Annotated in this window: 22 protein-coding genes; 10 read left to right on the top strand and 12 right to left on the bottom strand. The window is 58.6% G+C overall.

All coding sequences use genetic code 11. The annotated features are described in order from the left end of the window. Positions 1–200 (bottom strand): hypothetical protein (locus tag HMPREF3098_RS11700; RefSeq protein ID WP_210385960.1); only part of this gene is annotated, 200 nt, incomplete at its 3' end. A gap of 244 nt (positions 201–444) precedes the next feature. Then, positions 445–1,014, bottom strand: coding sequence for a DUF4245 domain-containing protein (locus HMPREF3098_RS07995; RefSeq protein WP_070434707.1), 570 nt, complete (start codon positions 1,012–1,014; stop codon positions 445–447). 122 nt (positions 1,015–1,136) lie between these two features. On the opposite strand from HMPREF3098_RS07995, the gene glpX reads away from it, so the two are divergent. The 4 genes from glpX to HMPREF3098_RS07975 all read left to right on the top strand — a co-directional run bounded on the left by glpX (position 1,137) and on the right by HMPREF3098_RS07975 (position 6,556). Then, a complete protein-coding gene (gene glpX, locus HMPREF3098_RS07990) occupies positions 1,137–2,171 on the top strand; it encodes a class II fructose-bisphosphatase (protein WP_070434706.1) in 1,035 nt (344 codons plus the stop codon). Positions 2,172–2,540: 369 nt separating this feature from the next. Further along, positions 2,541–3,944, top strand: a complete 1,404-nt coding sequence (locus tag HMPREF3098_RS07985; RefSeq protein ID WP_070434705.1) for a class II fumarate hydratase — start codon at positions 2,541–2,543, stop codon at positions 3,942–3,944. A 169-nt stretch (positions 3,945–4,113) separates the two neighbouring features. Further along, positions 4,114–4,929 carry a TetR/AcrR family transcriptional regulator gene (locus HMPREF3098_RS07980; RefSeq protein WP_070434704.1) on the top strand — a complete coding sequence of 272 codons (816 nt, stop codon included), beginning with the start codon at positions 4,114–4,116 and terminating at the stop codon, positions 4,927–4,929. Then, the gene (locus HMPREF3098_RS07975) at positions 4,892–6,556 is read left to right on the top strand and encodes an MDR family MFS transporter (RefSeq protein WP_083284346.1); all 1,665 of its coding nucleotides are present in this window, start codon (positions 4,892–4,894) and stop codon (positions 6,554–6,556) included. Before HMPREF3098_RS07980 ends, HMPREF3098_RS07975 begins: the two co-directional genes overlap by 38 nt. A 127-nt stretch (positions 6,557–6,683) precedes the next feature. On the opposite strand, the gene HMPREF3098_RS07970 is transcribed toward HMPREF3098_RS07975, so the two are convergent. The 4 genes from HMPREF3098_RS07970 to HMPREF3098_RS07955 all read right to left on the bottom strand — a co-directional run bounded on the left by HMPREF3098_RS07970 (position 6,684) and on the right by HMPREF3098_RS07955 (position 10,393). Further along, complete coding sequence (locus HMPREF3098_RS07970; protein ID WP_070434703.1) at positions 6,684–7,253, bottom strand: GNAT family N-acetyltransferase; 570 nt, start codon at positions 7,251–7,253, stop codon at positions 6,684–6,686. Between the two features lie 113 nt (positions 7,254–7,366). Then, positions 7,367–8,740 carry a PhoH family protein gene (locus HMPREF3098_RS07965; protein ID WP_070434702.1) on the bottom strand — a complete coding sequence of 458 codons (1,374 nt, stop codon included), beginning with the start codon at positions 8,738–8,740 and terminating at the stop codon, positions 7,367–7,369. Between the two features lie 240 nt (positions 8,741–8,980). Further along, entirely contained in the window at positions 8,981–9,625 is a 645-nt protein-coding gene (locus HMPREF3098_RS07960; protein ID WP_070434701.1) for an LGFP repeat-containing protein, read from the bottom strand. 141 nt (positions 9,626–9,766) lie between these two features. Next, on the bottom strand, positions 9,767–10,393 hold the full coding sequence (locus HMPREF3098_RS07955) for a LysR family transcriptional regulator substrate-binding protein (protein WP_246815897.1): 627 nt from the start codon (positions 10,391–10,393) through the stop codon (positions 9,767–9,769). 110 nt (positions 10,394–10,503) lie between these two features. Between HMPREF3098_RS07955 and HMPREF3098_RS07950 the strand changes: the two genes are divergently transcribed. The 3 genes from HMPREF3098_RS07950 (at position 10,504) to HMPREF3098_RS07940 (ending at position 13,111) form a co-directional block, all read left to right on the top strand. Next, positions 10,504–10,848, top strand: a complete 345-nt coding sequence (locus tag HMPREF3098_RS07950) for a DUF5997 family protein (protein WP_070434700.1) — start codon at positions 10,504–10,506, stop codon at positions 10,846–10,848. 649 nt (positions 10,849–11,497) lie between these two features. After that, positions 11,498–12,673: an acyl-CoA dehydrogenase family protein gene (locus HMPREF3098_RS07945; RefSeq protein ID WP_070434699.1), complete on the top strand. Its 1,176-nt coding sequence runs from the start codon at positions 11,498–11,500 to the stop codon at positions 12,671–12,673. 180 nt (positions 12,674–12,853) lie between these two features. Beyond that, on the top strand, positions 12,854–13,111 hold the full coding sequence (locus tag HMPREF3098_RS07940) for a metal-sensitive transcriptional regulator (RefSeq protein WP_035116191.1): 258 nt from the start codon (positions 12,854–12,856) through the stop codon (positions 13,109–13,111). Positions 13,112–13,189: 78 nt separating this feature from the next. On the opposite strand, the gene HMPREF3098_RS07935 is transcribed toward HMPREF3098_RS07940, so the two are convergent. The 3 genes from HMPREF3098_RS07935 to glyA are packed head-to-tail and all read right to left on the bottom strand — an operon-like array spanning position 13,190 to position 16,230. Further along, positions 13,190–14,023 carry a sulfite exporter TauE/SafE family protein gene (locus HMPREF3098_RS07935; RefSeq protein ID WP_070434698.1) on the bottom strand — a complete coding sequence of 278 codons (834 nt, stop codon included), beginning with the start codon at positions 14,021–14,023 and terminating at the stop codon, positions 13,190–13,192. A 12-nt stretch (positions 14,024–14,035) separates the two neighbouring features. Next, a complete protein-coding gene (locus tag HMPREF3098_RS07930; RefSeq protein ID WP_070434697.1) occupies positions 14,036–14,851 on the bottom strand; it encodes an enoyl-CoA hydratase-related protein in 816 nt (271 codons plus the stop codon). A gap of 59 nt (positions 14,852–14,910) precedes the next feature. After that, the gene (glyA, locus tag HMPREF3098_RS07925) at positions 14,911–16,230 is read right to left on the bottom strand and encodes a serine hydroxymethyltransferase (protein WP_070434696.1); all 1,320 of its coding nucleotides are present in this window, start codon (positions 16,228–16,230) and stop codon (positions 14,911–14,913) included. Positions 16,231–16,410: 180 nt separating this feature from the next. Here glyA and coaA point away from each other — a divergent pair, with 180 nt between their 5' ends. After that, positions 16,411–17,337 (top strand): type I pantothenate kinase, encoded by a 927-nt coding sequence (gene coaA / locus HMPREF3098_RS07920; RefSeq protein WP_070434695.1) that lies wholly within the window; start codon positions 16,411–16,413, stop codon positions 17,335–17,337. A gap of 214 nt (positions 17,338–17,551) precedes the next feature. Here the strand turns inward: coaA and HMPREF3098_RS07915 are convergent, their stop codons facing one another. From HMPREF3098_RS07915 to mca, 3 genes are all read right to left on the bottom strand, one after another. Next, positions 17,552–18,322, bottom strand: coding sequence for an isoprenyl transferase (locus HMPREF3098_RS07915; RefSeq protein ID WP_070434709.1), 771 nt, complete (start codon positions 18,320–18,322; stop codon positions 17,552–17,554). An 81-nt stretch (positions 18,323–18,403) separates the two neighbouring features. Beyond that, complete coding sequence (locus tag HMPREF3098_RS07910) at positions 18,404–18,961, bottom strand: hypothetical protein (RefSeq protein ID WP_246815896.1); 558 nt, start codon at positions 18,959–18,961, stop codon at positions 18,404–18,406. 60 nt (positions 18,962–19,021) lie between these two features. Continuing rightward, entirely contained in the window at positions 19,022–19,894 is an 873-nt protein-coding gene (gene mca / locus HMPREF3098_RS07905; RefSeq protein WP_070434694.1) for a mycothiol conjugate amidase Mca, read from the bottom strand. A 102-nt stretch (positions 19,895–19,996) separates the two neighbouring features. Between mca and HMPREF3098_RS07900 the strand changes: the two genes are divergently transcribed. Beyond that, positions 19,997–20,512 carry a DUF4307 domain-containing protein gene (locus HMPREF3098_RS07900; protein ID WP_246815895.1) on the top strand — a complete coding sequence of 172 codons (516 nt, stop codon included), beginning with the start codon at positions 19,997–19,999 and terminating at the stop codon, positions 20,510–20,512. A 408-nt stretch (positions 20,513–20,920) separates the two neighbouring features. Next, the gene (gene greA / locus HMPREF3098_RS07895; RefSeq protein WP_070434693.1) at positions 20,921–21,442 is read left to right on the top strand and encodes a transcription elongation factor GreA; all 522 of its coding nucleotides are present in this window, start codon (positions 20,921–20,923) and stop codon (positions 21,440–21,442) included. Positions 21,443–21,607 lie beyond the last annotated feature (165 nt).

Genomic DNA, 21,607 nt, shown 5'->3' with positions numbered 1-21,607 from the left:
TTTTGTCGGACTTCTGCTGCACATTTGTCCCTCACCGCGAAAACACCGGCACCAGGAACTCCGAAGAGCCCACCGCCCATTTCCCGGCGCAACACCCACCAGTCATATCCCGGCGCAGCACCCGCCGCCCACGCACTCGCCCACACAATGTGCAGCAGAACTCTCACAAAAAACGCGTTTTTGTCGGACTTCTGCTGCACATTTGTCCCTCACCGCGAAAACACCGGCGTCGTGTTCCGTTTCTTAATGGGCGGGGTTTTTACTTCTAGGCCAGAGCGGTATCGGCGCGGTTTTCTACGTCTAGGCCAGAGCGGTATCGGCGCGGGTTTCTACGTCTAGGCCAGAGCGGTATCGGCGCGGTTTTCTACGTCTAGGCCAGAGCGGTATCGGCGGGGTTTTCTACGTCTAGGCCAGAGCGGTATTGGCGCGGTAGTGGGAGGGTTCCTACTTCTTGATCGGGTCCGTCTTCACTAACTGCTCCGCGAGCTGCTGCGCGTCAGCGTCCTGCCCCATGTACTCAATCATCCAGCGAACATCGCCACGATCTGCCACCCACAATGGCCGCGCATCCTCTCCGCGCAACACAGTCCACTCCACACCGCTAATCTGCTTCTTCTCGGTTTCCTCGCGGGGGTCATCCTTCGGCTTCATTACCGTTTTCATATCAGCTTTGGTCTGGGTAAGCGAGATGTATTTCTCCCCATCAATAACCCACCCGACCAGGCTGGATGGCTCCTGACCGACAGAGGTGCGTCGCGCGGAATTCGGTACCCAGTTATCGGGCATCTCCGGGTAGCGAATGGGAACACTCAAACTACGGGCATCCATGGTCAGCGCGGTTTTTGCATCGATTTCTTGCACTGGACCGGTTTTATCCGGACCGCCCGGGTTGTATGAACACAGTCCTGTAAAACCCACGGTCAAGAACGTGGCCAAAAGAAGCACCCCAAGCGACAAGATCATGTCCTTGGTGGATTGGAAAACGCGGGGCTTTTGAATCTGCACGGCGCCCATTATCGCACCGTCACCGCCCTGCCCCCAATTTTAGGTAGCGCCTTCCACACCTCAGACCCGTCAGATGGAACAATGAGAATGAACTAAACAACCCACTTTCAACAGGAAAAGAGTTGATCAATATGATCCCCGAGGTCGACCCAGCAGTCTCGCCTAACCCCGACGCGCCAGATCGAAATCTTGCGATGGAACTGGTGCGCGTGACGGAAGCTGCGGCGCTGGCTTCCGGAAAGTGGGTTGGCCGGGGTCAAAAGGAGTCTGGCGATGGTGCTGCCGTGGATGCCATGCGCATGATGATCAACTCCGTCGAAATGGACGGCGTGGTTGTCATCGGTGAGGGCGAAAAAGACGAAGCCCCCATGCTCTACAACGGCGAAAAGGTGGGAACCGGTCGTGGCTCAGCTGTTGACATCGCCGTGGACCCTGTCGACGGCACCACCCTCATGGCAGAGGGGCGCCCCAATGCGATCGCAGTGATCGCCGCCGCTGAACGGGGCAGCATGTACGACCCATCCGCCGTCTTCTACATGGAGAAAATCGCCGTGGGTCCTGAAGCTGCCGGGCTCATCGACATTGAAGCACCCGTCAAGCACAACATCGATCAGGTCGCCAAGGCGAAAGGCACGGTTCCGGGAGACATCACTTGCGTGGTTCTAGACCGCCCTCGCCACGCTGACCTAATTCGCGAGATTCGTGAAGCAGGTGCCAAGGTTCGCCTCATTGGAGATGGAGATGTGGCAGGAGCCGTGGCAGCAGCCCAGGACAACGGGGTCAACTCCGTGGACATCATGATGGGCATCGGTGGCACCCCAGAAGGTGTGATCGCAGCCGCAGCTATGAAGTGCATGGGCGGTGAAATCCAGGGCAAGCTCTGGCCAAAGGACGACGCCGAACGTCAGCGCGCCCTGAATGCCGGCCACGACCTCAACCGCGTTCTCACCACCGACGATCTGGTCAACTCCGACCACTGCTACTTTGTCGCAACTGGCGTGACCAACGGTGACATGGTTCGTGGTGTGTCCTACCACAAGAACTCGGCCACCACCCGCTCCTTGGTCATGCGCTCCAAGTCTGGGACCGTCCGCCACATCGAGTCGGTTCACCAGTTGGCCAAGCTGCAGGAATACTCCGTTCTGGATTACACCCCCGGCAACTAACCCCCCAAAAAAACTGAACGTGCCCTGTTGTCAGGCCCCGCCGCCACAGCTAGTTTCCGGCCCACGCCCTGCTGTCAGGCCCCGCCGCCACAGTTCGTTTCCGGTCCACGCCCTGTCGTCAGGCCCCGCCGCCGCAGTTCGTTTCCGGCCCACGCTCTATTGTCAGGCCCTGCCGCTACAGCTAGTTTCCGGTCCGGCAACTACCGATAGTTTCGGCCCCAACCATTCTCGGCCATGGGCCCACGTTCATGGCTAAGCTGGGTTCTAGGTACGCCTCGATGCCGAAAGTGGCGAGGGGCGTCGAATCCCCCAACGGATTCGTTAAAACAAAAGAACGTAGAACCATTCCCCCAACCGAAAGGACAACAGATGACTGAACAAGAGTTTCGCATTGAACACGACACGATGGGTGAGGTCAAGGTGCCTGCCAAGGCCCTGTGGCGCGCACAGACCCAGCGTGCTGTAGAAAACTTCCCCATTTCCGACCGCCCTCTTGAGTCCGCGCAGATCCGCGCAATGGGCCTCCTGAAGGCCGCATGTGCGCAGGTGAACATGGATCGTGGCCTGCTGGACAGCGAGCAGGGCAACGCCATTATTACCGCTGCTAAGGAAATCGCCGACGGCAAGCACGATGCGGAATTCCCCATCGACGTGTTCCAGACCGGTTCCGGTACGTCCTCCAACATGAACACCAATGAGGTCATCGCCTCCATTGCGAAGAGCAACGGTGTGGAGGTTCACCCTAACGACCACGTCAACATGGGCCAGTCCTCTAACGACACCTTCCCAACCGCTACCCACGTGGCGGCTACCGAGGCTGCCGTCAAGGACCTCATCCCAGGCCTGAAGGTTCTGCACAAGTCCCTCAGCACCAAGGCCAAGGAGTGGGAGACCATCGTCAAGTCCGGTCGTACCCACCTCATGGACGCTGTTCCAGTGACCTTGGGCCAGGAGTTTTCCGGCTACGCCCGTCAGATCGAGGCCGGCATCGAGCGCATTGAGGCTACTCTGCCCCGCTTGGGTGAGCTGCCAATCGGCGGCACCGCAGTGGGCACTGGCCTGAACACCCCAGCGGACTTCGGTGAGAAGGTCACGGCAGAGCTCGTCAAGCTCACCGGTGTTAGTGAGCTGCGCGAATGTGTTAACCACTTCGAGGCTCAGGCAAACCGCGATGGCCTGGTGGAGTTCTCCGGCGCAATGCGTACCATCGCCGTCTCCCTGAACAAGATCGCTAACGATATCCGCTGGATGGGCTCCGGCCCACTGACCGGTTTGGCAGAGATCCACCTGCCAGACCTGCAGCCAGGTTCTTCGATCATGCCAGGCAAGGTCAACCCCGTGCTGTGCGAGACCGCAACGCAGGTGGCCGCGCAGGTCATCGGCAACGATGCAGCGGTCGCCTTCGGTGGCGCCCAGGGCGCTTTCGAGCTCAACGTGTTCATCCCAATGATGGCTCGCAACGTGTTAGAGAGCTCCAAGCTGCTGGCTAACACCGCCCGCGTGTTCGCGGAGAAGCTGGTCGACGGCATCGAGCCAAACGCGGAGCACATGCGCACCCAGGCTGAGTCCTCCCCTTCCATCGTGACCCCACTGAACTCCGCGATTGGTTACGAGAATGCAGCCAAGGTCGCCAAGACCGCACTGAAGGAGGGCAAGACCATCCGCCAGACGGTCATCGACTTGGGCTTCGTGGACGGCGACAAGCTGACCGAGGAAGAACTGGACAAGCGCCTGGACGTGCTGGCTATGGCCAACACCGACCGTGACAAGTAATAACCTCGACACGGTAGCACCTTTGTAGTGCCACCTATGTCTCCTTTGGCCTCTGCCCCTCTTCGGGGTAGGGGTCTTTTTTATCGACGCCACGTTCCGCACCCCCGCTTCTATCAGTACCTTATGCACCATTTGGCAAAAGTTTGCACTGGGTGTAACTTTATATCCCGTGCAAGATTCTTCCGAAGATTTATGTGAGGATGCCGAAGGCAACGCAGCCGGCAAAAACGCTGAGACGCAAGACGTTGACCCCTGCGCACAGATGGGTCTACGCGAACGTAAACGAAGGCTCACCCGGTTGCGGATCGAGGATGAGGCCACTCGCCTGTTCCTCGAACGCTCCTACACCTCCGTAACCTTGGAAGATATCTGCTCCGCGGCGGACATAAGCCGCCGCACATTTTTCAATTACTTTGATTCCAAAGACCACGTTGCCCTGGGGGTGGCCCCACCACCCCTGACACAGGACGACCTAGACAAACTCGAAAACACTCCCCCCGCCGAAGACGGTTCGGGTCAGCCGCTGGAAAGCCGACTGTTTGGACTGTTCCTAACCCGGCGCGCAGAGCAGTTCCGCGATTGCGACGGCACGGTTCTGGACGCCCAACTGGCAGAGGAAGTTGCCCGCCGCCGTGGGTTGATCCTGGAACGCAACTCTGAATTGGCGCTTGCCAAACTGTCGCGGTTTCAGGACCTCCGTCAAAGACTGGGCGTTGCGATCACCCAGCATCTGCAGAAATTCCCCGAACAGCGCCGTTTCAGCGAAGCCTTCACCGCAGCCGAGGAAGCGTTCCTCATCGTAGCCAGCGCTATCTCCACCCTGTGGGCCTCGTCCACGCTGAACGCCCAAGAAAAAACACCCGTAGTTAACCCCCAGCGGGCGTACGCCACCTCGCGTGCACTGAGCTCCTTGCACCACAACATCGCAGAAAACGTGAAACCAGATGATGACCGGCGCGGAGCAACAGCGGGGCGTCGACAATAAAAAACCAACAACCACCAACCACCCCCAAGGAGGTGCTGTGTCCACGAAGCTAACCACGCCAGACCAGCAGAATCACCCCAGCCAATCACCAGCCGGCGGGGCAGAATCGACAAACAACAATGTGCCCCTCGTTTTCGCGTGCCTGATGCTGGGCATGCTGATGAGTTCGCTGGGGCAGATGATTTTCTCTACCGCGCTGCCCACCCTCGTGGGCGAACTGGGCGGTGCGGACCAGATGAGCTGGGTTATCACCATTTTTATGGTCACGATGACTATCGCAATGCCTATCAACGGCAAACTAGGTGATCAGATCGGTCGCAAACCGTTGTACATCACAGCAATCATTTTGTTCCTCATCGGCTCCACCATCGGTGCGCTGGCGCAGAACATGGGCATGATGATTGTGGCTCGTGGCATCCAAGGCTTGGGTGCTGGTGGACTGATGATCGGTGCACAGGCAATCATCGCCGATGTGATCCCCGCCCGTGAGCGCGGGAAATACATGGGCGTGATGGGCGCGGTCTTCGGTCTATCATCAGTGCTGGGACCATTGCTAGGTGGCTTCTTCACCGATGGTCCAGGATGGCGGTGGGCCCTATGGTTCAACCTTCCGTTGGGTCTATTCGCCCTGGTCATGGTGATTACCGTCCTGCGCATCCCGCGGCGCGGGGCCGGGGCGAACCTGGACTGGCCTGGCACAATCACGTTGACTATCGCCACTGCGTCCCTGATCCTGTTCGTCACCTGGGGTGGGCGCGAACACCCTTGGGGGTCGCCGCTTATCCTAGCGCTGATCGCGTCCACGGTGATTTTCGGAGCGGCATTCGTACTCATTGAGCGTCGCGCTGAAGACCCGCTGATTCCGATGGGGCTTTTCCGCGCGCGCAACTTCGTTTTGGCCACGTCTGCGGGATTGATTGTGGGTGTGGCTATGTTCGGTACATTGGCCTACCTGCCTACATACATCCAGATGGTGCACAACATGTCCCCCACCGCAGCTGGTTTGATGATGATCCCGATGATGGCGGGAATGATCCTGACATCCACGGTGATCGGCCGCCGCGTTTCGGCCACCGGCCGCTATAAGGCCTACCCCATCATCGGCCTAGTGATCGTATCCATCGCGCTGGCTGGCATGGGCACGTTGAAGGCCCACGATTCCCTAGTGAAGCTGGGGATTGTTCTGGCCATTATGGGTATCGGGCTGGGCTTCGTGATGCAACTGCTGGTGTTGATTGTGCAGAATACCTTCCCCATCGCTGTCGTGGGCGTGGCGACCGCATCCAATAACTTCTTCCGCCAGATCGGTGGCACACTGGGCGCGGCCATTATTGGTAGTTTGTTTACGCACCGCGTGGGCAATTTCATTACCGAGCGTATGCCCAACGCGATCCAAGACATGGGCGCGGCGGGTTCTCAGGCCGCTCAGAAGTTCGCCCAGGGTGGGTTGTCGAACCTCACCCCAGGGCATGTACACCAGCTGCCCGCGCCGTTAGCGGAAGTGATTGTAACCAGCTACAACGATGCACTGGCACCAATCCTCGCCAGCTTAACCCCCATCGTTTTGTTGGCCGCGCTCATCATGGTGTTCGTCCGTCAGGACAACCTCAAGGAGACCATTCACTAGACCTAGCACCGGTCAACATTGAAGGCCAGCGGGGACGACTGTTTCTAGCTCGAACAGCTCGTCGCGCTGGCCTTGTTCTCTTGTCGTGTGAGGCCGTGCTCCTCACGGCGCTCTGGTCGCTGCTTCGCTACGGCAACTCACCCGCGGCTTCTTCCTCCTTGTACTGTCCCCACGCCGGCCCCTTTTCCAGCACCTTCTCCATAATCAGGTTGTGGCGCCACTTGCCCTTCTTCGGGCCGTACGTCATCTGCGCCATGGAGTGCAGGATTCCGACTTTCTGAAAACCACGCGATTCGTGGAGCTTCACGGAGGATTCGTTCTCGGGGAAGATGCTGGAGTGCATAGCCCAGTAGCCTTGCGTTGCGGCGTCGCTAATCAAGTGATCCAGCAAGCTGCCGGCCACTCCGCGCCCCTTGGCATCGGCGGAAACGTAGATCGAATCCTCGATAACACCGCGAAATACTTCGCGATGACTCGCGGGCGTGGCGGTGATCCAACCGAGGACTTTGTCTCCGTCCACAGCCACGAACGCCAAATCCATGATGCGATGGTGTGAAAAACCCAACCAGTCGGGCGCCTCTCCTTCAAAAGTCGCCTGACCGGTATCCATTCCAGCCTGGAGAATGTCGCGGACCTGCGGATAGTCGCGCTCCGTCATCGGCCGAATATCAAATGATCTGTCCTGAGCGGATGTCATGCCAAAAATTGTGCCCTATGGGTGGTGGGCACCGCCACTTGGCGCCGGTGTGAGTGCACCCGAGGTCACTTTTTAACCGACGCCCCGCTGCCCGTCAGCCTGCCCATCTTTGGCTAGCCATTTTCCAACAAGTCGGTTACCAATTCCGCGACCCGGGATCGTTCGGAGCGCGTGAGGGTGATATGTGCGAACAGTGGGTTGCCTTTGAGCTTCTCGATCACCGCCTGAATGCCGTCGTGCCTACCCACGCGAAGGTTGTCCCGCTGCGCCACATCGTGGGTCAGAACCACGCGAGAATTCCGGCCTAGGCGGGATAGCACGGTCAACAACACGTTGCGCTCGAGGGATTGTGCTTCATCAACGATGACAAAACTGTCGTTCAAGCTCCGGCCACGGATGTGAGTAAGTGGCAGGACTTCCAGCATCCCGCGCGCGTCGATTTCCTCGAGCACATTTTCGCTGACCACTCCCTCGAGAGTGTCGTACACCGCCTGCGCCCATGGGTTCATTTTGTCTGATTCGCTGCCGGGCAGGTATCCCAAGTCTTGCCCACCCACGGCATACAGTGGCCGGAATACAACGATTTTGCGATGCGTACCGCGTTCCATCACCGCTTCCAGACCCGCGCATAGGGCGAGTGCAGACTTACCCGTACCTGCCGAACCGCCGAGCGATACAATGCCGACCTCTTCGTCGAGCAATAGATCAAGGGCAATGCGTTGTTGAGCACTGCGACCGCGAATGCCGAAGACCTCCAGGTCAGCCGGCACTTGACGCGCCCAACCATCACCGGTCGTGCGGGCCAGTGCGGATTGGCTGCCCGCAGTTAGTTGCAAGCCGCAGTGGATGGGTAACTCGTCAACTTCTTCCCCGTCGACGGTAAGCGCACCCGTGAGTTCGACCTCCGCTGTTTCGTACAGCTCATCAATGAGGTGAGACGGGACTTCTGCGCGGGCCATGCCCTTGTAACCTGTGAGGACCACGTCTTGAGCATGGTATTCGTCGGCATCCAATCCCACCGCGCCCGCTTTCACTCGCAGCGGAACGTCCTTCGTCACCAGCGTGACGTCGTGACCCTCTGCGCGCAGGTTGAGGGCACATGCCAGAATGCGGTGATCATTGTCCTCGCCACGCAGACCGCTGGGCAGGACCGACTGGTCGATGTGGTTGAGCTCCACGTGCACGGTTCCACCTTCGTCATTCACTGTGGTCGGAATATCCAAGCGCCCGGTGGAGTGACGAAAGTCTTCCAACAACCCTAGGGATTGGCGTGCAAACCATCCCAGCTCGGGGTGATGACGTTTTCCTTCCAATTCACTGATCACCACAACCGGCAGGATAATCCGGTGTTCTGCGAACTTCAGTAGCGCCCATGGATCAGAAAGCAACACGGACGTATCCAGAACATAAGTCTTCACCCCCTGCTCTGCTGCTTGTGAAGCCGAAGCTACTGGTGTGTGGACGGTGGTGTTGGCTGGCAGTGTCATGGAGGCAAAACTCCTCTTAACGGGATCTAGTCGGGGTGTTGGTCGCGTTGTGGCGACCCAACCTGTCCACTACCCGAAGCTAGAAGGCGCCAGTGGAAATTACATGTGTGAAAGATGAATAACTAGTTAACTCCCCTGAGACGCAGGAAACCCGACCATGAGGAGGGCTTTCCCTCCCCGCAGTCGGGGGAATCAAGTCTCACTTAAAGGTGAGACTTTTACATGCGACGGGGAATCGACTTAGCGATTCATCGTTGTTGCAGTGAACGTGCCAGAGGCATCCTTAGCCCACTTCAGCACACCATTTTGGAAGGACTGGGTCCAGCCAGAAGCAGCATCGCCCTTCTCAGGTGCGGTTGGCAGCCCCAGTTTGTTGTCCAGGCCACCTTCCTTCGCCCAGGTCTCACCGATCTTGCCCTTCAATGGCACAGCACCAGTGTCCTTGGAGTAGGTCATCCAACCCTTTTCAAACGTAGCTAGGACGTTGTTATCGTCCTCGTCCACGTCCTTCAGCATTCCGAAGGCACCTGCCTTACCACCTGCGTTATCCCAAGCGGTCTTGATCTCAGCGGGCAGATCCTTCTCGTCGTCGGATCCGTCCATGTCGTCCGCATCGCCATTCTTGTCATCGGCATCGTCGGCATCGGTCTTCTTTGCGCCAGTCATGGCGTCGTCGTCCTTGTCATCCTTATCGGACTCGGACGTAGCGGACTCCATTGCGGAACCAGCTGCGGACGTAGCAGAACCAGCAGCATCACCAGCAGCGCTGGTGGCCTCATTGGCCTTGTTCTTCGCATCATTCTGCGCGTCATCGGAACAGGCAGCTGCGCCGAGCAGCAGTGCAGATCCAGCAGCAATTGCGGCAAACTTACGACGTACGTTCATGATTAAACCTCTTCTTTCGTCGTCTTTTGTTGAACCGTCACCATTCCTACCGAATTCTCAGGGCCCGATGGGGTCTCAATCTATATTGTTATCAACTCTTAACCAACGTTCCCTGAGGTAGTAGCCACCCGTTTTCCGCGCTCAACCTTTCCTTTTACGCTCTCCCTTCGCACCCACCTGGCGTGAACTACCCGCTTTTCTCCCCCGGCAAATCCCTACAAAATCCTGCACCTCATCGGCGTCCCTGTCTTTCCTCCACACCAACGCAACGCGTGTCCCGCCTACGCGAGGGGCGTCGAAAAGATCCCGATGCACAACCCCTGGCTGGTTAATCGCCCGCAGAAGGGGGCGCGGCGCAATGACCACGCCCACATTGGCCGCCACCACCAGCAATCCTTCGCGGACCTTCGCCAGATCGACCCGACCCGCCGCGTCAGGTTCTGCATTAATTATCTCATCCTCGACATCCACCAACGTCGCACTCTCCACGACCTTCAACGGGTGATCCTTCGGCGCCGCAACTCCTAGCTGTTCGTCGTACAATCGCACTTCGTGCAGGTCACTCTCTTTTCCACCGACGCCCCCTTGTTCCCCACACGGCAACCGCACAATGGCAACATCGGCTGCGCCCGCCTGGACGTATTTGAGTGGGTCATCCGCCTGCGCCGATGCGATCTTCCAGCTGGGAATGCGCTCGTCATACCGGTTGAACCACTTATCGGGCTGCACCCCGGGACTATAGACAACGCGCAAGAATTGTTGAGGCATGGTCAACATCATAAAGTGGGGGTGTGACTAACGCAGAAAGCGGAAATTCCGCTACCCCACAGACCGAGGGCGCCTCAGCAGCATCGCGCTCAAAGAAGTCCGGACCACCCATGAAGCCCATGACCGCGGCTAAAAAACTGGGTATCTACCTGCCGGCCGCCCCGGAGGAATTCCAGAATTCTCCTCTTTCCCACGAGGATTTCGTCAGCTACCAAATTAACCCGCCGGAATGGCTGCAGGAACTGCGCCGAGAAGGGCCGCATCCTCGCCCGGAAGTTGCTCGCCGTTTGGGCATCACTATCACGGCTCTGAAGAACAATCAGATGGACAAGCCGCTCACCACGACGGAGATCAAGGCGATGCTGGAGGACCAGCCCGACTGGTTGCGGCAAGCTCGGCTGAGCTTGGCCCAGCAGAGAGAAGAACGTGGCGAGGGCTCCAAGCAGGAGAGCTAAACAGGAAAACGAAAGAGGCGGGGTATCGACAACGATTGTTGCTGATACCCCGCCTCTGGTCCTCAAGGTGACGAGCCTCAGAACCACCCGGTTACACACTGACCTCCACCACCTTCGCATCGCGGTGCGATGACATCGTGCTGGTTTGTCATGGTTTCCGACAGGTGACGAGTCTGCCGGCAACCCCGTGCGAACTGAGTTCCTTTTCGATCTATCCACGCGCCGCCAAGTTCCCTTGGCTCCGACTGCCGCGCATGAGGAGGTAATTCTAACGACAATCGGCACACGAGTGCGCTCTTCAACGAGGAGAAGAAGCCCGCTGGCAAGCTACTCGAATGAATGGATAGGAATCCACAACTGCAGTGCGCCTCAGGTGACTAGCCTGTGACACAACGTCAGGTTAGCCAACCCTCAGTTCAGATGTCAATATTTTCGCAACATTTTTGTTTTTTAATTAGCACCCTACCCCCACTTACCCCCTAAATGATGCAACGCGTATCTGACATTGCTTTTTAAAGGCGTTACTATGTTTATAAGCAATCAGAGACGCACGTCACACTTTAAGTAACGTTCGTATCTGGCCCACACCGTTACCGTGTGCAAAATAAAACTCTTGCGCACGTTTGACTATCACCTCTCGGAGGAAGCAATGAAGAACTACCTGCCACGTACCATCTTCGAAGAAGAGCACAACATGTTCCGCGAGGCCTGCCGCGCATTCGTCGAGGCAGAGGTTCGCCCGAACGTTGCGCGTTGGCACGACCAAGGCTACTGCGACCGCGATCTCTACAAGAAGGCCGGCCAGCAGGGCCTCCTGGGCGTTATGGCCCCGGAAGAGTTCGGCGGCGGCGGAATGGGCGACGATTACCGGTTTAACGCGATCCTGTCTGAGGAGCTCGCAAATGCAGACTCCGGCTCCGTCATCGTGGGCATCCAGACCATCAACGACCTGGTAATCCCATACCTCACCCGCTTCGGCAACGATGACCAGAAGGAGCGCTTCCTCAAGCCACTGTGCGCTGGCGACAAGATCGCCGCTCTGGCAATGACCGAGCCTGGCGCAGGCGCTGACCTCGCTGGCATCCGTTCTTTCGCACGCAAGGACGAAAACGGCGACTACATCCTCAACGGCTCTAAGACCTTCATCTCCAATGGCGTTCAGGCTGACTTCACCCTCGTTGTCGCCGTCACCAACCCAGAAGCAGGTCGCGCTGGCGTTTCCATGCTGATCATCGAAGATGGCATGGAGGGCTACACCAAGACCGGCCCTCTGAAGAAGGTCGGCTTGAAGTCTCAGGACACCGCCGAGCTGTCCTTCGAGGACGTTCGCATTCCGAAGGAGAATCTGCTGGGCGAAGAGGGCGCTGCTTTCGGCTACCTGCGCACCAACCTGGCTCAGGAGCGCCTGTCCATCGCCGTCGGTTCCATCGCTACCTCCCGCCGTGCGTTCGACTTGGTTTACAAGCACTCCCAGGACCGCAAGACCTTCGGCAACCGTCTGGTTGACCACCAGGCATACCGATGGGAGCTGGCTAAGATGGCTACCGCTATCCAGGCCGCACAGTCCTTCGTGGATGCAGCCATCATGGAAAAGGTCGAGGGCAAGCTCGACGAGGTTACCGGTGCCATGGCCAAGTACCACACCACCGAGCTACAGATTGAGGTCGTTAATAAGGCCCTGCAGATGCATGGTGGTTACGGCTTTATGATGGAGTACCCAATCGCTACCCACTACCTGGACTCCCGCGTCCAGCCAATCTACGGTGGCCCGAACGAAATCATGATTGAGATCATCTCTCGCCGTCTGGCCAAGGGCGACCAGTAGTCTCCCTCCCCCACGCCCCTCACCTGTTGATTCAGGTTGGGGGCGTTCTTCTTTTTCTTCACTTATTTTACCCTGCAGGGTATATTCGCTCGAGTACAAGCACGAAACGCTCAGCCTGCCGATTGATCGGTAGATAGACTATTTTTCACGCACCGACCATCGAGGAAGGATGTCATCCGCATGAAACTCGATCCTGAAACCCTCACTCCCGCACTCAACCGCCTCAAGCGGGCACGAGGCCAACTAGATGCCGTCATTCGCATGATAGAAGAAGAACGCGATTGCCAAGACATCGTTACTCAACTCGCGGCCGCATCTAAAGCGATCGACCGCGCGGGTTTTAACATCGTCGCCACTGGCCTACAGGAATGCTTGGCATCCGATAATCCTGACATGGACCCAGCCAAGCTGGAAAAAATGTTTCTCAGCCTGGCTTAGAGAATCTCCAGTCCGCACAGCCCCCCCGACCGTCTTAAGTGGCGACAGTGACTGCAGGACCCTAACACCCCGGCCCCTCTACGCCTCCACCACCGCCACGTACGCCGCAATGCTGATTAAGAACACCCCAAAGGCCGCTCGCAGCGCACTTGCGGGCACTTTTGAGGAGAACGCCGCACCGGACAAAACCCCCACGATCACCATCGCCATCACCGGGGCGACTGTCGGGATGTCCACAAGCAGAATCTGGTCGCCCCGAAGCACCAGGGCGACCACCGTGTTAATGAAAATCACCAACAGGGATGTCCCCACCGCCTTTTGCATTGGCAGAGCCAAGGCCATCGTCAACGCGGGCACAATGAGGAAACCACCGCCCACACCAAAGAACCCCGTCAGAAATCCCACGGCGACGGCCGCGCTGGCAAACAACACCGGCCGGTCGGGTATCCACCCTGATCTGTAGGAATACGCCTGGCTACTCACTACCGTGGCAACGGCGCCAGCCCCAGAGGTGGCTGTTGTAGTGCGTGGCGTGGCGTCGGTAGACCCTTGTCCAGAGCTCCAGACACCCCGCAACATCAGAACGGCGACAAGCACCAACAACGCCGCGAAATACAGCATAAAGTGGGTACCGGAAACGCGATGCGCCACGGAGGTTGCAGCCACCGAGCCAATAATGCCCAGCACACCAAAAGCGACACCGCGTGGGACCAGTACGTGCCCCTGCCGCAGGTGAGTCGCCCCACCGACAACGGCCCCCACCGCCACAACGGCGAGGGAGGCCACCACAGCCTGTGTGTGCTCCATGCGCAGGCCGTACACGAACAGTGGGATGGCCAAAATGGCCCCGCCACCGCCGAGTAGTCCCATGAGAAGCCCGATGGCCAAGCCACCAGCAATTCCCAGTAGCACCGCGCCCTCCCTTTAGATTCCGCGGTAGTCAGCGGGGCGCTTTTCGACGAACGCGGTGATGGCCTCTAGGTGGTCTGCGGTCTTGGCCAGTCGCGCCTGCGCGTCGGCTTCAGCCGCCGCGGCATTTTCAACCAGGTCGGCGCGGGTCACCAGCCCCTTCATCTCCTTGTAGGCGGCGGTCGGGCCCTTTGCGAATTTCGACGCCACGCTGGCCACCGTCTCGCGCAAATCTTGGGGCTCAACCACCCCGGTGACGAGGTCCAAGCTCTGTGCCCGCGGCGCGTCGATTTTTTCGTCAAGAAGTAGCACTTCGAGGGCCTTGGAGCGGCCCAAGCGTTGCACCAGGGATTCCGATAACCCCGAATCCGCAGCTAAGCCCACGCCGGTGAAAGCAGCTTTGAAGGAGGCCTGCGTGGACATGTAACGCAGATCGCAGGCCATGGCGATCGCCCAGCCAGCGCCAGCGGCTGGGCCTGCGATCTCGGCGATCACTGGTACCGGGATGGAGAGCAGTGCGGCCATCATCGGGTTGTATTCCTCAACCACTTTGCCCATGCCCGCACCGGTCTTCATGTGTTCCAGTTGTTCCTTGAGGTCCTGCCCAGTGCAGAAGGATTTCCCCTCAGCGCGCACAACGACGGCGCGCACAGCTGGCGACTCGGTATCTTCCCCAGCCCGGGGTGCGCCGGCATCGCGAGCGGCCTCAGCGAACGCGTCCTTAAGCGCAAGGCGCAGCCCCTGATTGAGACTGTTGTACGCTTCCGGACGATTAATGGTGATGGTGCGCACACCGTCTTCCGTGCGCACCTGGACGAGCGAGTTTGTCATGCATCACACGCTACCAGCCCAACCAGACACGGCTGGGCGCTCACACCGGAACGCGGAAGCTAAACCAGCTTCCAATCCTCGAGACCTTCGTACAGTGGGAAGTCAGCTGCGACCTTCTCCACGCGCTGTCGCAGAGCCGCGGTATCGGCGCTTTTTCCAGCGGAAAGAGCGGTACCGATGATGTCGGCTACCTCGGTAAACGCTGCCGCATCCAGACCGCGCGAAGCTAGCGCTGAAGAGCCGATTCGCAAACCGGAAGTGACCATCGGTGGGCGTGGGTCGAAAGGCACGGCGTTGCGGTTGACCGTGATGCCAACCTCGTGCAGCAGATCCTCCGCCTGCTGACCATCCAGTTCGGAATTGCGCAGATCAGCCAGAACCAAGTGCACATCCGTGCCACCGGTGAGAACCTGCACACCTGCATCCTTGGCATCCTGGGCAGTCAACCGCTCGGCCAAGATCTTGGCGCCTTCCAGGGTGCGGGCCTGACGATCGCGGAACTCCTCGGTCTGCGCCACCTTCATAGCCACTGCCTTCGCGGCCACAGCGTGCATGAGTGGACCGCCCTGCTGGCCAGGGAACACTGCGGAGTTCAGCTTCTTAGCCCACTCCTGCTTCGCCAAAATCATGCCCGAACGCGGTCCGCCCAGCGTCTTGTGCACGGTGGTGGAAACCACATCTGCGTGTGGAACCGGCGATGGGTGCAACTCGGCGGCAACCAAACCAGCGAAGTGGGCCATATCAACCCACAACTTCGCCCCAACTTCATCCGCGATGGACTTGAAGGCTGCGAAGTCCTGGTGGCGCGGGTAGGCGGACCAACCGGCGATCAGAACCTGTGGCTTCTCCGCCAAGGCCTGCTCGCGGATCTTGTCCATGTCCAAGCGCATGGTCTCTGGATCAACCTCGTATGCAGCAACCTCGTAGAGCTTGCCGGAGAAGTTCAAGTGCATACCGTGGGTCAGGTGCCCACCGTGAGCTAGGGACAGACCCATGATCTTGTCACCAGGGTTCGCCAGGGCCATAAGAACCGCAGCGTTGGCCTGCGCACCAGCGTGGGGCTGAACGTTGACAAACTCTGCACCAAAGACGGCCTTCGCACGGTCACGCGCTAGGTCCTCGACAACATCCACGTGCTCACAGCCACCGTAGTAACGGCGGCCGGGGTAGCCTTCCGCGTACTTGTTCGTCAGCACGGATCCTTGTGCCTGCAACACCGCACGTGGCACGAAGTTTTCGCTGGCAATCATCTCCAGGGTGCCACGCTGGCGCCCCAATTCACCAGCGAGCGCCTGTGCAACCTCGGGATCGAGCTCAGCCAGCGGAGTATTGTGCTGACGGGCGTTATTGCCCGCGGCGGAATTGGACGGAGAAGTCATGTGTCTGAAGAGCCTTTCAATTGATGCTTTTTGCGACTAGTTCAGTTTAGCTGGTCTGCTATAACACCGGCGTTTTGCACCCGCATCGCCCCCTCCCCTTCACCCTTGCCTCTGCACATCATGCGCCACCATTCCACCAGGCTTAACATTCATTTCAGAATTAGCCCCCGACCGTGCACAATGTGTCCTATGAGTTCCCCCAGCCCCTACATTGAGCTGGACCGCGAGCAGTGGCGAAAACTGCGCAAGTCCATGCCCCAAGTCCTTACCGAGGATGAACTGGAGCAGCTTCGCGGCATCGGCGATGAGATCGACCTCGAAGAAGTCTCCGAGGTCTACCTGCCGTTGTCGCGTCTCATCAATCTGCGTGTACAGGCCCACCGCCGGCTCAACCAGGTCACGGAGACCTTCTTGGGGGAACCCGTTCCACCCATTCCGTACATCATCGGCGTCTCTGGCTCCGTGGCAGTCGGCAAATCAACTACTGCCCGTGTGCTTCAGGTTCTGTTGCAGCGTTGGGAATCTTCACCAAACGTGGATCTCGTCACCACCGATGGTTTCCTCCTACCCACTGCCGAGCTTGAAAGACGCCGGATTTTGCACCGCAAGGGTTTCCCAGAATCCTACGATCAAGCAGCTCTGTTGGATTTTGTCACACGGGTGAAGTCCGGCACCCGTAATGTGAAGGCCCCCGTGTATTCGCACGAGGCTTACGACCGCATCTCGGGAGAATACATCACCGTAGATGCCCCTGACATCCTCATTTTGGAAGGCCTTAACGTACTGCAGACAGGGCCTACCCTGATGGTTTCGGACCTCTTCGATTTTTCTGTCTACGTCGATGCCCGGCGCGAGGACGTCGAGGACTGGTACATCGATCGCTTCTTGCGACTGAAGAACACCGCGTTCAAGGACCCGCGCGCCCACTTCCACCACTTCGCGGAGCTCACGGACGAGGAAGCCACCGTCATTGCTCGTGAGATCTGGCAGACTGTGAACCTTCCCAACCTCATGGAAAATGTACTGCCCACCCGCGTGCGCGCCTCTCTAGTGCTACGCAAGGGTGCCGATCACTCGGTGCAAAAGGTGCGCATGCGCAAGATTTAGTAAAGCTGTTCTGCGGGGTGGACCCACAGCGCGGGCTTTTCCTTCCTTTTCCTGTCCCCCGCCCCTACCCGTCGCACGCATGCTTCCGCATAGTGGGCCCACAGTGCGGGCTTTTTCTTCCTATTCCTGTCCCCCGCCCTACCCGTCGCACGCATGCTTCCACCTAGTGGGCCCACAGCGCCTTTTTATCCCGACGCCACCCCGCGCCATGCCGTCACAAGCCGAAGCGGCGGTGACGCTGGGAGTATTCGCGAAGGGCACGCAAAAAATCGACTCTGCGGAATGCAGGCCAATAAGTATCCGTAAACCAGATCTCCGAATAGGCCGACTGCCACAGCAAAAAGCCGGACAGCCGCTGTTCCCCAGACGTGCGGATCACCAAGTCCGGATCCGGTTGATCCGAGGTATACATGTGCTCCCCCAGCGCCTCTGCGGTGATCTGGGAAGCAATGTCTTCAGCTGGAACCCCGCGCCCAGCCAGTTGCCGTACCAGCTGCTGCACGGCGTCGACAATCTCCTGCCTGCCCCCGTAGCCCACCGCAATGTTTACGCGTACGCCGGTGTGATCCTTGGTGAGTTCTTGGTTTTTTTGCAGGCGAGTCCGCAGTGCTTCGGGTAACAAGTCGAGCTGGCCTACGCAGCGCAAACGAAAATCGGACTCGTGACCGGCGAGTTCTTCGGAGACTTCACCTATGATATCGCAAAGTAACGACAGTTCTTCTTCGCTGCGCTTGAGGTTTTCGGTGGACAGTAGATAGACCGTGACGTTCGGAATGCCTAGCTCATCGCACCACGAACAGAGCTCGGCTATCTTCTGTGCACCCACGCGGTGGCCGTGGGATACGTCAGTGAAACCGTTTTCCCGGGCCCACCTGCGATTGCCGTCAGCCATGATGGCGACGTGTTGAGGCTGCGGCTTATCGCGCAACTCGCGGGCGAGTTGCGCTTCATAAGCTGGGTACAGCAATCGCGGGATCTTTTTCACGGCACCGATCTTACTGTGCTTCTCCACGGTATTTGGGACGCAATCCCATTAGGGGCTTACTTGCCTGTTGAGACCGCCGTGTCACCGACGATCTTCGGGGGTACCCCCGAGATCAGTTGCATTATCCCCACGCTCAGTTGAGCTGTCCCCATCGCGGTGAGGTCGGGCATGCCGTTCCGCATCGATGGCAGCGGGGCCGGTGAGGGTGCCAGATGAGGGTTCGAAACGCTCATCAGTGACGGGCACCTCAGTGCGGGCGAACATTGCGGAGCGCCCAGCGGTTTCGTCGAACCCTTCCTCCTTCATCCGTCGCTCCAAGGTTTCGGTATCGAACAGGTCGATGCCGTGCTTATCGGCAAAAGCCCGGCGGCGCTCCATGCGACGGATTCGCTTGTTCATAGCGAACCCCAGCAGGAGTACGACCAGCAAAAGCGCGACGATAACAAACAGCCCTACAGGTGCTGCTTTGCCAAATTCTGCTCCCATTGGGCCCGATTTTTCGGCTTGGGCAACAACCCACGTTTGGATGCCCTCCATTGAAGCAAAACTACCGGTCTGGTTGGTGCCGAAGTTGATGGACGCAGGCACGGCAGATGGCGCATCCACTAGTGGCAGTGCGCTGAGGGTGAGGGTGTTCATGGGGTGCAATCATTCCTTACAGCGAAAACATCGGGGTTGGTAGTAGGCGGTGCTTGCTACTTAAGCATTGTCGTCGCTGGCTAGGCCGGCAAACAAATCATCTTCGGGTAGTTCGGTGTGAACGCGGGTTTCGGCGAGCTCAAACTCTTCCGTCGGCCAGATTTCGCGTTGGATATCAGGATCGCCGATGAAGAACTGGCCTTGCGGATCAACTTGGGTCGCATGAGCACGAAGGGCATCATCCCGCCGTTCAAACCAATCACCGACATTCACCCGAGTGGTTACGCGGTTCAAGATGTCTGGAAACCTCTTCGTAAAGCTTAAGAACTGCACGACCGACCCGGGGAGTTCGACTCCGCGGTGCGCGAGGGCGTCGGCCAGAAGTTCAAAACGCTGCCGAATGAAACCGTGGGTGTAGTAGAGTTTTTTGATCTCCCAGGGTTCACCGAGTTCTGGGTGATAACTGGCATCGGCGGCGGCTTCCCATGCACGCATGGATACCGCGTGTACCTTGATGTGATCCGGGTGTGGGTATCCTCCGTTTTCGTCGTAGGTGATGATGACGTGGGGGCGGAAATCGCGCACAACTTTCACCACGCGCTGGGTAACCTCGTCAGTGTCCTCGAGCGCAAAGCAACCATCCGGCAATGGTGGCGGCGGGTCACCTTCGGGCAGGCCCGAATCGACGTATCCCAACCATTCGTGTTCCACGCCGAGGATGCCGGCGGCTTTTGCCATCTCTTCTTTACGGACGGGGACGATATCTTCGACCGGCTCCATCGATGGATTGAGGATGTCGCCGCGTTCGCCGCCCGTGCAGGTGAGCACCTTCACGCGATGGCCCTCATCAATGTAACGGGCCATGGTGGCTGCACCCTTGCTCGATTCGTCATCGGGGTGCGCATGAATAGCCAGCAAACGGTAGGTATTCACAATTCTCCAATCCGATCGTTATACCGTTACAAACTTACTCTGCTGCCGGGAACAATCTGAAACGACCGACAGGCTGCCGGTAGAACGTAGGAAGCATTCCCCGTGGGTTACGATGGATCCATCATGGATGCAGTGAATTCCCCAGACCCTCGCGAGCGCTCGAACTCCGCTGTCCCCAAGGCCGCCCGTTACCGCCAAAGTCAGGCGAAAAAGATGGACGAGCGCTACGGCAACGAACGCTCCAACAAATTTGCCGGTCGCTTGATGGTCGTAGTGTTGCTGGCGATTCTCGTTGCTGCAGCGATTTACATTGTCTCGCAATTCCTCAATACCACCTCGGCGGATGTCACGGCGGTGGAATCGGGTGGCAAGGTTGTCTCTCCGGAACAACTCAGCATGAGCGTGGACGTCACCCGCTCTGATGCCTCGAAACCGGCATACTGCATTGTGACCGCACTGGACTACGACAAAAACGAGGTTGGCCGCCGGGAGTTCTTGATCCCCGCTGGCGGAGCGGAAGTTACGCGTTGGCAGGTAGAAATCAATACCCGCAAGGAAGCCTACGCAGCGACCGTCTACGGTTGTTCCTCGACCATCCCCACGCACCTGCAGGGCTAAAGGGCACGGGCATTTTCTGCGGTTGGCGTTGCGACGTCTCACTGCGGGTTGAGCGTTAACCTCCGAAGCTTTAGCGCGAGAATTTTCTACGGTTGGCGGTGCGACGTTTCACCGCGGGGCCACCACTGCGATTTGCCCCTAGCGAGCTACAGCGTTTGATCATGACCAACCGCAGCGTATGTTGACGGCAGGCCACGGTGATTGATCATGACCAACCGCAGCGTATGTTGACGGTAACACCGTATAGAGCCGTTGTGGGTACACCGTGGATGCAGGAGCATGCATTACCCTGCTACCTTTAGACCCGTATTAGACATAACCTCACTGTGCACATGATCGTGGCGATACCTTCGATCAACGCAATAGCGCCCACGCACATAGCCCTCGAACACTAGGAAGGCACATACCATGGCTGATAACCAGACGAACTGGCTTACCCAAGAATCTTACGACCGCCTGAACGCTGAACTCACGGCCTTGAAGGAGAACCGTCCGGTTCTGGCAGCTGAGATCAACGAGCGCCGCGAAGAGGGTGATCTCAAGGAAAACGGTGGGTACCACGCTGCTCGTGAGCAACAGGGTCAGGAAGAAGCCCGCATTGCTTACCTGGAAGAGCTGCTGGACAACGCCACCATCGGCGAGGCCCCGCAGGAGTCCGGTGTGGCCCTGGTCGGCTCCGTCATCCACGTCTACTATGACGATGACGAGGACGATAAGGAGACCTTCCTGATCGGTACCCGCGGCCTTGAGTCCTCTAACCCCGATTTGGAGACCTACTCCACCGACGCCCCGCTGGGCGCGGCCATCGTTGGTGCAAAGGTGGGCGAATCCCGCGAGTACCAGACTCCAAACGGCGATACCGTCAAGGTCACGATCGTTTCGGCTGAGCCATACGACCCCGATCTGGATATCCCCCGCGATCAGCAGTAAGCACCATCTCGGTCACATGCCCCGCCCTCTCGTCCCCTGTAGGCGGATAAACCCCGCCTCATTGGGAGGCATGATACGCTTCGGCAGCGCCGCAGACTTGATCGGTTGAGCGCAGGCTAGCACGCACAAAGGGAGGGTGCCCACCGCAACCGCGGTGGGCACCCT

The sequence above is a fragment of the Corynebacterium sp. HMSC28B08 genome (assembly GCF_001806865.1).
In the GTDB taxonomy this organism is placed as follows: Bacteria; Actinomycetota; Actinomycetes; order Mycobacteriales; family Mycobacteriaceae; genus Corynebacterium; species Corynebacterium auriscanis.
This window is presented reverse-complemented; position numbering and strand designations above follow the sequence as displayed.

Excerpts from the sequence above, each read along its gene's own strand:
- HMPREF3098_RS07940 (WP_035116191.1), top strand. The coding sequence starts at position 12,854 with ATGAAACTCGATCCTGAAACCCTCACTCCCGCACTCAACCGCCTCAAG.
- glpX (WP_070434706.1), top strand. The coding sequence starts at position 1,137 with ATGATCCCCGAGGTCGACCCAGCAGTCTCGCCTAACCCCGACGCGCCA.
- glyA (WP_070434696.1), bottom strand. The coding sequence starts at position 16,230 with ATGACTTCTCCGTCCAATTCCGCCGCGGGCAATAACGCCCGTCAGCAC.
- HMPREF3098_RS07955 (WP_246815897.1), bottom strand. The coding sequence starts at position 10,393 with ATGCCTCAACAATTCTTGCGCGTTGTCTATAGTCCCGGGGTGCAGCCC.
- HMPREF3098_RS07965 (WP_070434702.1), bottom strand. The coding sequence starts at position 8,740 with ATGACACTGCCAGCCAACACCACCGTCCACACACCAGTAGCTTCGGCT.
- greA (WP_070434693.1), top strand. The coding sequence starts at position 20,921 with ATGGCTGATAACCAGACGAACTGGCTTACCCAAGAATCTTACGACCGC.
- HMPREF3098_RS07970 (WP_070434703.1), bottom strand. The coding sequence starts at position 7,253 with ATGACATCCGCTCAGGACAGATCATTTGATATTCGGCCGATGACGGAG.
- coaA (WP_070434695.1), top strand. The coding sequence starts at position 16,411 with ATGTGTCCTATGAGTTCCCCCAGCCCCTACATTGAGCTGGACCGCGAG.
- HMPREF3098_RS07930 (WP_070434697.1), bottom strand. The coding sequence starts at position 14,851 with ATGACAAACTCGCTCGTCCAGGTGCGCACGGAAGACGGTGTGCGCACC.
- HMPREF3098_RS07975 (WP_083284346.1), top strand. The coding sequence starts at position 4,892 with ATGACCGGCGCGGAGCAACAGCGGGGCGTCGACAATAAAAAACCAACA.
- HMPREF3098_RS07960 (WP_070434701.1), bottom strand. The coding sequence starts at position 9,625 with ATGAACGTACGTCGTAAGTTTGCCGCAATTGCTGCTGGATCTGCACTG.
- HMPREF3098_RS07985 (WP_070434705.1), top strand. The coding sequence starts at position 2,541 with ATGACTGAACAAGAGTTTCGCATTGAACACGACACGATGGGTGAGGTC.
- HMPREF3098_RS07945 (WP_070434699.1), top strand. The coding sequence starts at position 11,498 with ATGAAGAACTACCTGCCACGTACCATCTTCGAAGAAGAGCACAACATG.
- HMPREF3098_RS07950 (WP_070434700.1), top strand. The coding sequence starts at position 10,504 with ATGAAGCCCATGACCGCGGCTAAAAAACTGGGTATCTACCTGCCGGCC.
- HMPREF3098_RS07910 (WP_246815896.1), bottom strand. The coding sequence starts at position 18,961 with ATGAACACCCTCACCCTCAGCGCACTGCCACTAGTGGATGCGCCATCT.
- HMPREF3098_RS07995 (WP_070434707.1), bottom strand. The coding sequence starts at position 1,014 with ATGGGCGCCGTGCAGATTCAAAAGCCCCGCGTTTTCCAATCCACCAAG.